Origin of the sequence: Bythopirellula polymerisocia (assembly GCF_007860015.1) — a bacterium.
In the GTDB taxonomy this organism is placed as follows: domain Bacteria; phylum Planctomycetota; class Planctomycetia; order Pirellulales; family Lacipirellulaceae; genus Bythopirellula; species Bythopirellula polymerisocia.
The window spans coordinates 515,892-530,928 of sequence record NZ_SJPS01000001.1 but is presented as its reverse complement, the minus strand read 5'-3'; the positions used below and the strand labels follow the sequence as shown (position 1 = coordinate 530,928).

Genomic DNA, 15,037 nt, shown 5'->3' with positions numbered 1-15,037 from the left:
TGCATTATTTGATAGCGATCACTAGTCTGCAACCGGCACTAGCCATCAAATCTAAGTACTGGGATACTGAGAGCATGGCGAAGAACCTTGCACCGCAACTTGAAACGGTATTCTCGGCCCGAGGGATTACCAAGGTCTATCACATGGGTGAGGTCGATGTGCATGCGCTGCGCGGAGTGGACCTTGATCTTTATAGTGGTGAGTTTGTGGTGCTGTTAGGTCCCTCAGGAAGTGGCAAGAGTACGCTGCTCAATATCCTGGGAGGGCTGGACTCCCCCAGCGAGGGGACGATCACCTACCGCGACAAGAAACTCACCAGTTTCGACGACGCGGAGCTGACCAGTTATCGCCGCGATCATGTGGGGTTTGTATTTCAGTTCTACAATCTGATCCCGAGCCTCACTGCACGCGAGAATGTAGCACTCATTACAGAAATTTCCCGTAACCCCATGGACCCCGTCGAAGCATTGAAGATGGTCAATCTGCATGAGCGGATTGATCACTTCCCGGCCCAGATGTCGGGAGGCGAGCAGCAACGGGTCGCCATCGCACGGGCTGTGGCCAAACGGCCGGCCGTGTTATTGTGTGATGAACCGACCGGGGCACTTGACGTGGAGACCGGCATCCTGGTGCTTGACGCCATTCAGCGTATCAACGAGGACCTCGGGACGACTACGGCTGTCATCACCCACAACGCGGTGATCGCCGACATGGCCGACCGCGTTATCCATCTCTCTGGGGGGCACATTACCGGAATCGAACAGAATTCAACGAAAAAGGCAGCGCACGAATTAACGTGGTGATTGACGCCTACACATTAGAAGTATGCCGGTCAAAAGCATCACTCCCCCCACAGGCTCCGGCACTACGGTAGCTGCTACCAGTGGTGAGCCGTATTGCCCTTGCCATAAAGCCAGATCGCCAATGCCCGTTCCGTTGGGAGATCCTCCTCGTTGCCAGATGAGAAAATCGCGGCCATCCACGTCGCCGTCGAAGTCGAAATCGCCGTTGGTTCCGGCAGCCAGCATTCCAACAGCAAAGATCGAAGCGTGGTCCAATGCAGCCCAAACGTGGTTGTTTGCGGCGTCGACACCGAAAGCACCGAGGTCGCTCGCGTCGAATGTGCCGCCGCCCGGCCCAGCGAGATAATCCGCCCATGAGCCACTGAAGAACGTACTTGTCGTTGAAGAGTTGCCGTCAATTGCCACGGCCCACTCGCCAGCAACAACATCATACCACAGCACTTGGAGCTGAGTCTCGGATAAACCTGAAGGAACCAGTGACTCGTCGTAGGTGAACTGCAACACGTACGGGTCGCCGTCACCTCCACCAAAGATTAAGTCAATCGGGTCGCCAATGGTATCTGCGCTGGACGGGTCCGGGTCGGTGGTGAACTGCATCGAGACATTCTGATTTGTGGAACTGGTGCCGTCGATCAGGGTGGCGGCAACTTCGAACCGGTTTACCCCCAGCCGACCGGCGTAGGTGAAGCCCGTGGTGAAATTGGCGTTGTCGTTGTTGTTGTTAGTAAGATCGTAGTTGAGTACCCAGTTCTTGTCCGGAACTGGCTCTTTGTTGGCCAGGAATACCTCGAAATCAACGAATTGATTCACGAAAAACGCGGCCTGCTCGAGGGAAACGGTATAGCTTCCAACGTGGGTACCGGAGAGCTGACCGAAGCGGTTGAAAGTTACGTTGGCCTGGATCGATTCGCTGTCCAGTACACGTTCGTCTAGAGTAAAATCATCTACCCCAAAGGGTCCGGTAGTCTGGGTACCTGTGACCTTGACCGCTGCGCGGAAGCCGTTGGCGGGAGCAGCAGCGTTGCTGAGAATAACGTCCTCAAATGCGTTGACGTTTACACCGGTGAAGTTTCCGGACAGCAGTTCGGGCTCGAAAAGGTCTATGCTGAGAGTTGCGACATTGTCTGGGTCCGCTGGATCGCCGTCGTTAATGATGGTGATGTCGCTTTCGTACGTGCCACTCGGCAATGATCGATCAACCGTAGCTATGTCCGGATTGAATATCGATTCGCCCGCGTCGATTGAAGCTCCGCTCGGTAGGGTGTTGGGACTAAGATCACCGCCGGGCACGAGTTGAATCGAGTAGGTTGTTGCAGTGCCGGCATCGTTGGTAACCTCAATTCCCATTCCGTGAGTCCCCGTGCCTCGAAGTGTGTTCGTCCCAAGTGTCGATCCGGTTACGTCGGTTTGGCCCTGGTTGACCGAAGGGAAGAGCAGGTCTGATCCATTGCCACTGCCACCGTCGAGCGAAAAGTTGTCGATGGCGAACTCGCTGGTGCCGCCATTGGTCGCTAGCGAGTCGAGATCAATGTAGAAGTATGAAATGTCGATGAACGAATTTCCGTCAATGTCTCCGTCGTCGATGAGGTCCTCGATATCCAGGAGAATATTGCCTGCCCAGCCGTCGACACCGCCGAAGCCAGTGAAGGACGAGTCGAGGCCGTAAGTTTGAAAGGTGTACCGCCCTTCGGAATCCTCGATATAGATGTCTATGAAATCGGGCGTGGCAGTGGGGCTACCGGCGACAGCCTGGGCAAAGCTAAATCCTACAGACGATACATCGGGCAGAAATACGTCCAGGTCATTAAAGTCGGACCCAACCAGGGGGTTGGCCCACATTGCGTCCCCATCGATGATCCCGGAATTTGAGGAGACTTGGTACTGGCTGTCGAAGAACAAGTTGTTGCCAGTGTAGTTGTAGAAATCGACACCGTCAGGCGTAAAAAAGTTATCCCCCTCGGGCAACAGTCCTTGCGGCGAGGCAGGCCAATCGAATCCGTCGCCTGATGGCCCGGATGTAAACGTATAAAAAACGGATTGGCCATTTGTGCTCGATACTAAACTCAGAAGCACAAGTGAAAACAGAAAAAAGCCAAGTCGAGGGAGAAAAGTTCCAGAAAAACATCGCATCATGATCGAATACCTCAACGCAGAAAGCCATGGTGTTTGCGACGAGAAGCCCGTGCGCCCGTCGTACGCAGTTCAAGTGTCTCTCGCATCATGATAAGCGAAGTGAACTCCGTCGAGCAATACTTTATCAGGCAAGTTGAAGTTGCATGATGCAACGAATCAATTTGCCTCATTCATGCTATTTGCGAGAGGAATCGAAGTGAATCGCCATGCCGAACTGCAGCAATCATGATCGGAAGAAAAATATTCCGACTATCGATATCGCCGTCGAAATCACAATCAGCTAGGACAAAAAGGGCGAGAAGCATAAATGTTTATTCGAAAGCTTCCGTTGTAGAAAGAAAGGCGACTCTTAAGAGCTTAGTGAATTGGATTCAGTATAAGATGCAAAGTTTCTGCAACTTATGCGTTTCTCCTGTTCTTAATTTCATGCCTATGCCGTTACCACCAGTTGGCATCGAAAGCAACCAACTTTTGTCCGACAGGGCAAATGCTGGGCCACTCATCAGAATTGCAGGCTCGGAGCAAAACGCTTGGGAATGGCTAAGGTTCTCGATCTGACACCAAGTGTAAACAGATCTCGCTAGAGGCTTTCGTAGATAGGCTCTAGCCCGGGCATTACTTCGTCAACAAGGTCTGCATTGTCTCCATGCCAAGTCAGTCAGATCGATTGCAATGCGTCAAAAGATTTGGTCTTTCTCGTTACCATCAAACTCAGCAAGGAGATGGCAAGCAAACCCATGACCGAAGGCTCGGGGACATTGATCGGTGTGATGGAAGGGTTCAAGGTAAACACAGTACCAACCTGCCGCTGCCAGATAAGAAAATCGCGGCCGTCGACGTCGCCATCAAGATCGGCGTCTCCTTGGGCATGGATTCCTACGCCTTGCAGACCGAAATTCGATTTCCAGATGAGCAAGTCAGCCGCATTGACCACGAGATCGTCATTGAAATCGGCATAGGCGGTTTGAAGCAGTTCGATGGTGACATCATTCGCGCTGTAGTTTATGCCGGCAAACTCGACGCCCGCTCCCAGGTAATCACCCGGATTAGGCGTGATATTGAAAAGCGAGGGAATTCCTCCCCCCGCGTTGAGGATAACGTGGGAACTCGTTCCAAGCATGTTGAATGGAGAATGCACGTCGAGGGTCAGTGCTCCACCTAAGCTCGCCATACCACCGATGTCAACAAAGTCATTGGTAAATGTCGCACCATCGAAGTCGATGTTCACTTCATCTCCCACGCCCATGGTCAGATTTCCGGTGATTTTCAGCGTAGCTGGTGTCGGCATGCCCGGATTGACGTCATCGTTGGGAGCAAGCGCACCACCGTTCAATAATACACTCCCAGAGACCACTCCCCGTCCCGTGAGCAGGTCGAAAGCTTGCACAATGGTGGCCTGAATTTCCCCATTGATTTCAAAATGCTCCTGGGCCGCCAAAATAGATACCACCTCGAGCTTCGCGCCGGCCTCGACGCGGGTTCGGCCACTGCCGGATAATTGTTGGATTCGAACATTGCCATCGGTTATCCGTAAACCGCCGGTTGTACTATTGCTAGTAACGGTCAACGAATTTCCTCCAAGGGTATCGGTAAAAGGATCAATACCCGAACCATCTACCTCCACCGTGCCGTCGTCAATCAACAGCCTGGCTCCGGGTCCGATGTTGATCGTAGCACCCGGCTGGGCACTGAATCGCAAAGGCGCATTTCCCAGTTTGCGGAGATCTCCAACGATACTAAAGGTGCCCAGGGAATCTAAGTTCAAGTTAATCGAACCATCGCCAAAACCTGCCGCGATGTCAAACATGATCATCTCGGCGATGCCCCCGCCGGCAAAGTCATTAATGTACAAGGATTGCAGTTGTCCGGGCTGGTCTTGTTCTTTAATCAAAGTAGCCTGATTCTGAAGGTGCAGAACCATGTCATTCGGGAAAGCACGAGCTCCATTGTCGGTGCCGAGGACATTTCCAAACCGCACGGCCCCCTCGAAGATATTCAAGTCGCCCCGGCCATCGTAGCGAGAGCCGACCGCGTCGCCTCCTGAGGAATCACCACCGAACCAAAGTGTTCCGGGACCCCTCTTATCAATCGAACCAAACACTTGGTGGCGGTCGTTGACACCAGCCACGACAAGATCGACGCCGAGAGCCACTTCAATATTCGTGAAAGAATTTGGCACCGCATGCAACACTCGAAAGCCGGCATTGGCAATCGTAAACGCGTTGGGAAGCACGTTGTTCGAAACAACTAAACTTGTGCCGGGGCCATCTAAGATTAAAGGACCAGTTTGCCATGCACCGAACAGTGGATCATATTCCGGCAACTGGTGAAGAATCGCTTCGCCCCCTCCGCTAACTCTCAATCCCCAAGAATTCTCTTGATTGAAGGGCTGCCAGGGCAAGGCAGGATCAAAGATCAGGCGTCCGGCCCCATTCTTGGTAAAAGTTGCTTGCGGGGCAGCAGCAGTACTCATGTTGCCATCGAACCTCAATGTGACCCCAACAGGAACGCGAATCTGCGAAGAGCCGAAAGCCACAGCATCGTGCATGTCCAGCTCATTGAAAATCGTCATACTGTTGGTTACGAGCAAATCGGCACCATCGGCAATATTTAATGGCCCCGGACCCAACTGCGCAGGATCGTCGATCTCCAAAATGCTGTGTCCCACGATGGCCGTCCCCCCTGAATGAAAATTGGGGACTGTCAACTTCACGTGTGCTTGGTCCGTGATTACCAAGACCACGGAATTCAGGCCAGGATCCAACCCGTCGTTGATGACGAATAGCGGGTCCTGCCCAATCTGCGAATCGCCCCCCAAGGCCAACAGGTTCGATGTCGGCGAACCGCCGCCAAAGCCACTTGCATCAAATAGTGCAAGTCCGAGCAAACTCGTGTTCGTGGGCAAACTGGCAAGTGTATGCGGAGAAGTGAATCCTAATGCCCCTCCCAAGAGTTGCGGCAGCGGACCCGCATAGGAGCCAATCAGCAATGGATCGAGCGTAATCGTTCCATGTTGGTAGTTGCCGCCATCGTATTGTGGCCCTTGCGCAACAATATCAAGGCCTGCTGCGTTTGCTACTGCCAACGGGTGTGCCAGTACAAGTTGTTCTTGTTCGACAAGCACTGGACCGGAGAATGAGGTAAAGGAATTAATACCAATGATCCCTCGATTAACGCCAAAATCCTCCGAGGGAAAGAATGGCATAATGACCGCAGTTGAGTTGCCACTAATTGGTGAGTCGGTGAGTGTAGCGTCGATGAATAGGTGCCCTGCACCACCCAGGAAATAGGCAGGTTGGCTCACGCCATCGTCGAAAGGCACGATCGGCGTACCAAAGGCAATGCTAGAAAGACTGGGACTCCCCAAACGATAGGCATTAGCCGAGCCATTATTGAAATTGAGATCGATTGGGAGAGCGTAGGCAGGGAGGTTATCGATGGCCAAACCCACCGAGCCTGGAGTCGTGACGCCGGGGTCCACGACCACCGCAGGATCAGTTGCCGGATTATAAACTGGCTGGGTGGTACCGATGGTGGCAAACTGTTGCAACGTTACCTGCCCTCCAGGGCCTATGGGGCTGCCCACGCTCAAAGTACCGCCCAAGAGATTGACCTTTCCGGTGAATAAATTTGCGCCTCCGGATACTCGAAGCGTGGCCAGATCCAAAACATCAATTGTTCCTCCCCCAATCAAGTGAGTGTCTTGAGTCATCAACGCGCGCGGTTCCACAAGTAGAGTTCCCTGCACGTCCAAGTTACCCACGCTTTGAGTGAATGCTCTCGTCGAAACCTTGCCGGTGGCACCGATACGAAAATCACCGCCAATAAAAATGTAATCGAGCAGGCCATCCGCGTTGAAATCTCCCAATTGAGTTTCCACACTCGTGACAAGATTATTCAATTGGGAAGATGTTCCCACCAATTCCGCACGACCGGTACCTGGAAGTAAAGTCAACGATTTCATGCCGAATACGTTCGACTCGATTCGAAAGATGTCGGCGGATGTCCCCTGGTGATCGACCTCCACATCGTCGTTGAACTGCAACGAAGAGAGACTCTCGGCAAATGTCAAGGAATAGCCGGGCGTTGCACCGAGCTTGATTGGCACCACGGACCCAGCGTTGTCAAGCGTGAACGCCAAAAACGGATGTAGCGGTTCGTCATCAGCGATAACAACCGCTCCCGGCGCGTTTATCAAATCGAGAGAACTGATCGCAACGGCACCATCAATTTGAATCGGAACTTGGGGGATCCCAAAGTTTGTATCAAAGATAGCCGAATTGCCCGGCACTTGAGGCGCGATGCCCGCGTCCCAGTTCGATCCGTCAAGCCAAGTCTCACCGTCTCCCAGTCCGGTCCAGATCTGACTGTGACTCTCCGAGGTACACCCGATTAATAGACTTCCTACCAACGTCGCACGCGCTAGATCCACTAGATAGCATCGCATTTTGCATGCCTCCGCCTAAGGGATAAGAAATAGACTCCCGGCCCCCCGCCAGAATAGCGCCCGCAATATAGCAACAAATCCAGATCGCACCACAGAATACTGCAATAGATAAACTGGGTAGCCTGGGAGTTGGGGCTCGGTGTATCCCCTTCTCAATTCGCTCCGAGCCGTAACTGAATGAAAGCTACGGATTAGAGACTTGTAGAGGCAAAGAATGCTCGAATCCCCGTGAGAATAAACTGGACTCCCATCGCAATCACGATCAGGCCCATAAAGCGGGTTACTGTGTCGTGGACAAAACCACCCTTGCTGGCGTGGCGGCCCATTGAGATTGCCAGCAGGATTCCCAGCCACATGCCGAACGTGGCAACAGCAACAGCAACCAGAGCAGTAACTGGGAATGATTCTTTCGCATGAGCGGCGGCGAGGGTGATAACTCCGGTAATTGTGCCTGGACTGGCGGCGAAGAGAATGAGTGGTGCGAGCGAAACCTTTTGGTTGATTGCATCCTCTTGTGCAGGTTGCTTGGAGCTTGAGTTACCACTGAGCATCGAAAACCCTATCCAAGACAACACTCCTCCGCCTGCTACAGAAAAAGCGTCTAAGGAAACACCAAACAGATGCAAGACTTTGGTACCGACCAATGCCGCCAGCGCGAGAATCACAAGTACGGTAAGAGTTGCCATGGTCGCGTCGATTACAAGTGCACGGCGAGGACGGTCTCCCTCGACCTGCATAAAGATTGCCCCGCACATCACGGGATTCACCAGGGCAAGTATGGTCGCAATGGCCTGCAGTTGAAGATCCAAGAGTTGAGTTCTCCGTCAAAAGGAAGATGTTGCTTTGCTGTCGCTGTGCTTACTGTGATTCAGATGATAACAAACGTGAATCGTGTTTAGCAAGAAAAAGTATATGTTTGTATATCACCAAAAGCCTTCAGCCGTTGATTGACTACTGTTGGGAGATTCAATAGCATGGTTTCTTGACAATATGACTTTGGGTCGCTCGGCGCTGAACTCTTCTAGCGTCGGACTAAAGTTTTCATGTGCCAAATGCAGACTGGGTTTCCACTGGGAAGCTGAACAATGGGAGCTTACATTAAGTGCGATATCTTGGATTGATCGTGGCCTCGGTCGGCGTTGCGTTGAGTATCCTCTTGGGTGCTACCGTGGCCGTCCCATTCTACTGGGCATTGATCATCTTTGGGCCGCTGGCACTTGTAGGCCTCTACGATCTCGCACAGACACGGCACAGCATTCTCCGGAATTATCCAATACTTGCTCATTTCCGGTTTCTGTTTGAGTCAATTCGACCGGAGATGCATCAGTACTTCATTGAAAGCGATATCGATGGGCGGCCATTCAATCGTGATGATCGTTCGCTGGTCTACGAACGCTCGAAGAATATCGAAGGGCTTAAACCGTTCGGCACGGAGTTGGACGTGTACTCTGATGAATACGAATGGTGCTCTCACTCGATCGCACCGCGTCCGAAGAGCAAAACCCATTTCAGGACCCTCGTTGGTGGTCCTGATTGCAAGAAGCCGTACTCGTGTTCGCTGTTGAATGTTTCTTCGATGAGCTTTGGCGCTATTAGCCCGAATGCCATCCTGGCACTGAATGCGGGAGCGAAGAAGGCAGAGTTTGCTCACTGGACCGGAGAGGGAGGCTTTAGTCCTTACCACCGCAAACCAGGTGGTGATGTCGTCTGGCAAATTGGGACTGGCTATTTCGGCTGCCGAAATGACGACGGGACTTTTAATGCGGACCTGTTTGCCGAGCAAGCTGTGGATGAACAAGTGAAGATGATTGAGATTAAGATCTCCCAGGGCGCCAAGCCGGGGCATGGGGGCGTCTTGCCAGCAGCCAAGATCACGCCGGAAATTGCTCAGACGCGCAAAGTCCCCATGGGGCAAGATTGCATTTCACCACCGGGCCATTCTGCTTTTTCTACTCCGCGCGAATTGTGTGAGTGGATCAAACAACTTCGTGAGTTGTGTGGAGGGAAGCCGGTTGGCTTCAAGCTCTGCATCGGCCAGCCGCACGAATTCATGGCGATTTGTAAGGCCATGCTGGAAACAGGGATCACACCCGACTTTATCAACGTCGATGGAGGCGAAGGAGGCACTGGTGCCGCCCCACTCGAATTCAGCAACAGTATGGGGGCACCATTGGTCGAGGGTCTGATCTTCGTCCACAATGCTCTTGTGGGTTGCGGCTTGCGGGACAAAATCAAAATCGCCTGTGCCGGCAAAGTTACGTCGGCCGCTCAGATAATTCGAAACGTCTCGATCGGTGCAGATTGGTGTAATGTGGCGCGGGGTTTCATGATGGCTGTGGGCTGCATCCAGGCTCAGACGTGTCACACGAACGAGTGCCCCGTGGGTGTTGCGACCCAGGACCCAGGGCGCTATCGGGCTCTCGACGTGGGGGACAAGTCCGAACGAGTCTACCGTTTTCACACAAATACGATGGAAGCCTTCTCCGAACTGGTGGCAGCTATGGGACTCGACAGCCCCAATGAACTCAAGCCTCATCACGTCTCCAAACGCATCACGCCCATCCAAGTGATGACCTACGGGGACGCCTACCGGTTTTTAGAAAGCGGAGCATTGCTGAAGGGTGGCACCGATCACCCGCTCTTTGACAAGGGCTGGGCCGCTGCTTCCGCGGACACGTTTAAGAGTCAGGCATCTACGGTAGCATTAAAATAGCCGTTCTTTCGAATTAAGGTGACCGAGTCAGCTATTTTATATCTCGCAGGGATTGAACACCGGTAGGAGAAAAGTTGTCATGGCTGGAACGCCGCATGTTGTCATCTTGGGAGCTGGGTTTGGAGGCGTGGGGGCGGCACTAAAGCTGCGAGACGCCGCGGTGCGGATATCGATCATCGATAAGCATGACTACCACACTTTTCAGCCACTGCTCTATCAGGTCGCCACCCAGGAACTGGAACCGACGGCCGTGGGGTATCCGATTCGGGAGCTACTGCATCGGCATGATAATGTGGCGTTTCATAACTGCACGGTGCAGAGCGTTGACCTCGCCAAGAAGCAGGTTGTCGTCGACGGAATGCCGCCTCTGGAATATGACTATCTTGTGTTGGCGCTGGGTGCGTTGGTCAATTTCCACGGCACCCCGGGCGCTGCCGAGTACGCGTTGCCGCTTTACACGATGAACGATGCGATCCGGTTGCACGATCATATTCTCAAGACGCTGGAGGCCGTCGATAAGAACCCGGCTTTGGTAGATGATGGGGCGCTAAATTTTTGCATTATCGGTGGCGGACCGACGGGGACTGAGCTTGCCGGGGCATTGGCGGAATTACTGCACACCGAGTTAAAAGCAGATTACCCTAATCTGCCGATCGATGAGGCGCAGGTTATCGTTTACGAACATTCACCACATCTCTTGGCCCCGTTCAAGCCGAAGCTGCGCGATTATGCACAGAAAACGCTGGAAGAGCGGGGTGTCGAAGTACAGACGAGCTGCGGCGTGGCAGAAGTCGGGCCGAGCGAAATCACGCTCGCTAGTGGTGAAAAAGTAAAGACGCATACCCTGGTGTGGGCTGCGGGGTTGCAGGCCAACCCAATTGCCGCATCTCTGGGTATTGAACTTGCGCCGGGAGGCCGAGTGCCCGTGGGGCCCGACCTGCAAGTTAAAGATCACCCCGGCGTATTTGCAATCGGCGATATCGCATCAACGATGGACGCCAAGACAGATAAACCCCTGCCGGGGCTGGCGGCTGTTGCTCTACAGGCTGGTCACTATGTTGGTGAGACAATCGCGCACCTCGTCGAGGGAAAACCAGTCAAACCGTTTCACTACCATGACAAGGGAACCATGGCCCAAGTCGCTCGCGGGGCGGCGGTAGTAGAATTACCCACGGGGGGAACATTAACCGGCCGTGTAGCCTGGTTGGCTTGGTTAGGCATTCACCTGAGTCTCTTAAGTAATGCTGAAGAGAAGACAAGCGTCTTTGTCGACTGGGGTTGGAACTTGCTGACAAACAAACGTGGAAAGCGAATTATTCTTAGTGATGAGGAGCATGAGGAGAGTCTTTGATGTAAAAATCGACTGTCACCGCTAAGCCGCAAGAGGCACTCTTTAGTTAGGAAAACACAATGAGTCAAAACGTCTGCGAAAATCTGCTCGATATTCTGGCCGGAGTTGGTGTACGAGATATTTTCGGCGTCACGGGCGACGCCTTGAATGCTTTCCTGGAAGCGATTCGTACGGACAAACGGTTTCGCTGGATCGGGGTGCGGCACGAAGAGAATGCCGCGTATGCTGCCTACGCTCAAGCAGAATTGACGGGTGGCATCGGGGTGTGCGCCGGTACCGTGGGGCCTGGGGCTTTGCACCTGATCAATGGTCTCTACAACGCCAAGAAGGAATGCGCCGGAGTACTTGCGATTACCGGTCAGGTAGCCCACGGCGAACGTGGCTCGAACTACTTCCAGGAAGTAAACCTCTCGAAGATGTTCGATGACATCTGTTCGTATCAAGCCGTGATCAATTCACCAACACAAATGCCACGGCTGGCGGAAATCGCCGTGCAAAAAGCGCTTCTCGAACGAACCGCCACGCGGATCGAGTTGCCCATCGATGTGACAACCGCCGAGGTGAAGAACCAGCACTTTATGCACCCGTTGGTCAGCAGCAGGCCGAGCATGTTGCCTCCATCTGCGGAGTTGGACAAGGCGGCAAAGATTATCAACGAGGGAAATCGCGTGGCGCTCTTCTGCGGCGTCGGCTGTCGAGAAGCGAAGGACGAAGTGCTTGCGCTCGCAGAGAAACTCAAGGCACCGATCGTCCACACTCTGCGGGCCAAGGACATCTTTGACTATGGTGACGGCAATGTCGTTGGGCTAACGGGCCTAATCGGAAATCCGGCAGGCTATCACGCCGTCTGGGACTGCGACGTACTGGTCATGTTGGGCACCAACTTTCCCTATGATGGTTTTATTCCCGACGGTATCAAGATCGTGCAGGTCGACTACAAGGTCGAGAATCTCGGACGCCGGGCGCCGATCACGCTGGGTCTCATGGGAACCGTTAAGGAAACACTTGAGGAATTGGCACCGCGAATCAAGAACGGACAGTCCGAGAAGTTTCTCCAGCATCTGGGCAAAATGCGTGACAAGTGGCTCAAGCAGATGGACGAGCAAGCCGACTTGTCGCGAACCGATGAGCCGCTGCATCCTCAACTGTTCGCCAAGGCGATCAGCGATCGTGCCTCGAGCGATGCCATATTTTGTGTGGATGTGGGGGAATGCACTGTGTGGACCGCGCGGCAGGTGCGATTGAGCGGCGGTCGTCGCATGTTGGGTTCGTTCAATCATGGCTCACTTGGTGCGGGTTTTCCCATTGCGATAGGAGCATCGGCACTTGATCCCCAGCGACAAGTGTGGGCGCTGTGTGGGGACGGTGGCTTTGGCATGGCTATGCAAGATTTTGTCACGGCGGTGCGATTCAATTTGCCGCTCAAAGTGATCGTGTTCAATAACAGTGAACTTGGGTTTGTGAAGATGGAAATGGAGGTCTCTGGTCTGCCTCTCTATCCCGCTGCGACGGGGCTTCTTAATCCGAATTTTGCCGAATATGCAAAAGTGTGCGGGGGTGACGGAGTGCGCGTCGAACACGCCAAGGACATCGTGCCGGCCGTCGAGCAAGCGATTGCTTCGGACAAACCGTTTGTCATTGACGCGGTCGTTAGTCCTGGTGAATTGACCATGCCCCCCACGATCACCATGGAAGAGGCCTGGGGTTTTGGTATGTCGAAAGCGAAAGAGGCTCTGCTGGGTCTCGAAGGTGATCATGCTCAATGGGAGGGATGGAAAGAAGAATTCAAGGCCAATTTTCCCCTGTAGTCAATCTAATAGTCAGAAATGAATCATGGATATCAAGACAACCAAGGCGCGGTTGCGACGGGCGAAAGTCGTGGAGGTCTCCGTAACTGGGCAGGAACTGCTTGAGCAACCTTTGCTCAACAAAGGAACGGCTTTCAGCGAAAAAGAACGGCACGAGCTAGGCTTGATGGGCCTGCTACCTCCGGACATCGAGGACATTGAGCAGCAAGTGTCTCGCTGCTATGAAGCATTCGGTCAACAAACGTCGAATCTGGCAAAGCACGTTTACCTCCGCAATTTGCAAGATGAAAACGAAACGCTGTTCTATCGGTTGATTCTAGATCACATCGCCGAGATGCTGCCGATCATTTATACCCCCGTCGTGGGTGAGGCTTGCCAGAAATTTAGTCACATCTACCGGCGACCGCGAGGTTTGTTCATTTCGTATCCTGAGCGCGACCATGTGGACGAGATTCTTGCCAATTGTGCGCTTCCTGGCGTGGAGGTGATCGTCGTCACCGATGGGGAACGGATTCTCGGTCTGGGTGATCAGGGCGCTGGCGGGATGGGGATTCCCATCGGCAAGTTGTCGCTCTACACCGCCATCGGCGGTATTCATCCCGCCACGACCCTGCCGATCACACTGGACGTCGGTACCAACAACCCCGAGCGGCTGAGCGACCCTGAGTATATTGGCTGGCGGCACGAGCGAATCACTGGCAAAGAATATGATGACTTCGTTGAGACGTTTGTCACCGCCGTGATGCGGGCTTTTCCCAACGTGCTGTTGCAGTTCGAGGACTTTGCCTCGAAGAATGCGTCGCCCATCTTGGCTCGCTACCGAGACCGACTCTGCACTTTCAACGACGACATCCAAGGTACAGCCGCCGTCACCTCCGGCACGATTCTCGCCGCAGTGGCTGCGACCGGACGTGCTTTAGAAGATCAGCGTGTGGTGATGCTCGGTGCCGGATCGGCTGGAATCGGGATCAGCTATCAGTTAGTCGCGGCCATGATGAAAGAAGGGCTGAGCGAAGCGGAGGCGAGATCTAGATTCTTTGTGATCGACAGTCACGGGCTGATCCACGATGGTCGGACGGACCTGGCTCCCTACAAACGCGCGTTTGAACAGAAACTGGCGAGCTTGTCCGACTGGGGCATTGCCGCCGACCAAGAGATCACTCTGCTTGACACGGTGAAGAATGCTAAACCATCGATCCTGGTCGGGGTTACCGGACAGCCGGGCGCAATTGGCGAAGACGTTGTCCGCAGTATGGCAGAGAATTGCGAGCGTCCCATAATATTCCCACTGTCGAATCCCACTTCGCGGTGTGAGGCCTTGCCGAAAGACGTCATTGACTGGACAGATGGTCGCGCGCTGATCGCCACCGGGAGTCCCTTTGATCCGGTGCCGTATAAGGGTCGTGAGATTCCCATTGCCCAGTGCAACAACAGCTATATTTTTCCCGCAATGGGCCTCGGAATCCTCGCGGCGAAGGCGAGCCGCGTCACCGACGAGATGTTTATGGCCGCAGCGATAGCACTCAAAGATGGTTCGCAGGCACTCATAGATCCGCAGGCACCGCTGCTCCCGCGACTGGAAGACTTGCGACAGATTGCCCGGCAGATTGCCATCGCTGTCGGAGCGGAAGCCCAGAAACAGGGGGTCGCTGAGAAGACAACCCTCGCGGAACTTGAGAAACGAATTGATGAGATCACTTGGTCGCCAGAATACTTGCCCTTCAAGCGACATCAAGCGTAGCGATTGCGGTCCTTAGTTGCGATTGTCGCTACAAACCCCCA

At 53.7% G+C, this 15,037-nt stretch carries 8 protein-coding genes; 5 read left to right on the top strand and 3 right to left on the bottom strand.

Features of this window, described 5'->3' with window-relative positions; translation table 11 throughout:
• Positions 1-74 precede the first annotated feature (74 nt).
• The gene (locus Pla144_RS02125; protein ID WP_146447668.1) at positions 75-803 is read left to right on the top strand and encodes an ABC transporter ATP-binding protein; all 729 of its coding nucleotides are present in this window, start codon (positions 75-77) and stop codon (positions 801-803) included.
• On the opposite strand, the gene Pla144_RS02120 is transcribed toward Pla144_RS02125, so the two are convergent.
• The 3 genes from Pla144_RS02120 to Pla144_RS02110 all read right to left on the bottom strand — a co-directional run bounded on the left by Pla144_RS02120 (position 792) and on the right by Pla144_RS02110 (position 8,192).
• Positions 792-2,936 carry a hypothetical protein gene (locus Pla144_RS02120; protein WP_146447667.1) on the bottom strand — a complete coding sequence of 715 codons (2,145 nt, stop codon included), beginning with the start codon at positions 2,934-2,936 and terminating at the stop codon, positions 792-794. The two genes, Pla144_RS02125 and Pla144_RS02120, sit on opposite strands and share 12 nt — an antisense overlap.
• 658 nt (positions 2,937-3,594) lie before the next feature.
• Positions 3,595-7,383 carry a hypothetical protein gene (locus Pla144_RS02115; RefSeq protein ID WP_146447666.1) on the bottom strand — a complete coding sequence of 1,263 codons (3,789 nt, stop codon included), beginning with the start codon at positions 7,381-7,383 and terminating at the stop codon, positions 3,595-3,597.
• Between the two features lie 191 nt (positions 7,384-7,574).
• Entirely contained in the window at positions 7,575-8,192 is a 618-nt protein-coding gene (locus Pla144_RS02110; protein WP_146447665.1) for a MarC family protein, read from the bottom strand.
• A gap of 293 nt (positions 8,193-8,485) precedes the next feature.
• Here Pla144_RS02110 and Pla144_RS02105 point away from each other — a divergent pair, with 293 nt between their 5' ends.
• The 4 genes from Pla144_RS02105 to Pla144_RS02090 all read left to right on the top strand — a co-directional run bounded on the left by Pla144_RS02105 (position 8,486) and on the right by Pla144_RS02090 (position 14,996).
• Complete coding sequence (locus Pla144_RS02105; protein ID WP_146447664.1) at positions 8,486-10,096, top strand: FMN-binding glutamate synthase family protein; 1,611 nt, start codon at positions 8,486-8,488, stop codon at positions 10,094-10,096.
• 79 nt (positions 10,097-10,175) lie between these two features.
• Positions 10,176-11,447: an NAD(P)/FAD-dependent oxidoreductase gene (locus Pla144_RS02100; protein WP_146447663.1), complete on the top strand. Its 1,272-nt coding sequence runs from the start codon at positions 10,176-10,178 to the stop codon at positions 11,445-11,447.
• A 59-nt stretch (positions 11,448-11,506) separates the two neighbouring features.
• Complete coding sequence (locus Pla144_RS02095) at positions 11,507-13,255, top strand: thiamine pyrophosphate-dependent enzyme (protein ID WP_146447662.1); 1,749 nt, start codon at positions 11,507-11,509, stop codon at positions 13,253-13,255.
• A 25-nt stretch (positions 13,256-13,280) separates the two neighbouring features.
• Complete coding sequence (locus Pla144_RS02090) at positions 13,281-14,996, top strand: NAD-dependent malic enzyme (RefSeq protein ID WP_146447661.1); 1,716 nt, start codon at positions 13,281-13,283, stop codon at positions 14,994-14,996.
• The last annotated feature ends 41 nt before the right edge of the window (positions 14,997-15,037 follow it).

What these genes read in the sequence shown, in the direction of transcription:
- Pla144_RS02125 (WP_146447668.1), top strand. Translation starts at nt 75, where the DNA reads ATGGCGAAGAACCTTGCACCGCAACTTGAAACGGTATTCTCGGCCCGA.
- Pla144_RS02120 (WP_146447667.1), bottom strand. Translation starts at nt 2,936, where the DNA reads ATGATGCGATGTTTTTCTGGAACTTTTCTCCCTCGACTTGGCTTTTTT.
- Pla144_RS02115 (WP_146447666.1), bottom strand. Translation starts at nt 7,383, where the DNA reads ATGCGATGCTATCTAGTGGATCTAGCGCGTGCGACGTTGGTAGGAAGT.
- Pla144_RS02100 (WP_146447663.1), top strand. Translation starts at nt 10,176, where the DNA reads ATGGCTGGAACGCCGCATGTTGTCATCTTGGGAGCTGGGTTTGGAGGC.
- Pla144_RS02095 (WP_146447662.1), top strand. Translation starts at nt 11,507, where the DNA reads ATGAGTCAAAACGTCTGCGAAAATCTGCTCGATATTCTGGCCGGAGTT.
- Pla144_RS02090 (WP_146447661.1), top strand. Translation starts at nt 13,281, where the DNA reads ATGGATATCAAGACAACCAAGGCGCGGTTGCGACGGGCGAAAGTCGTG.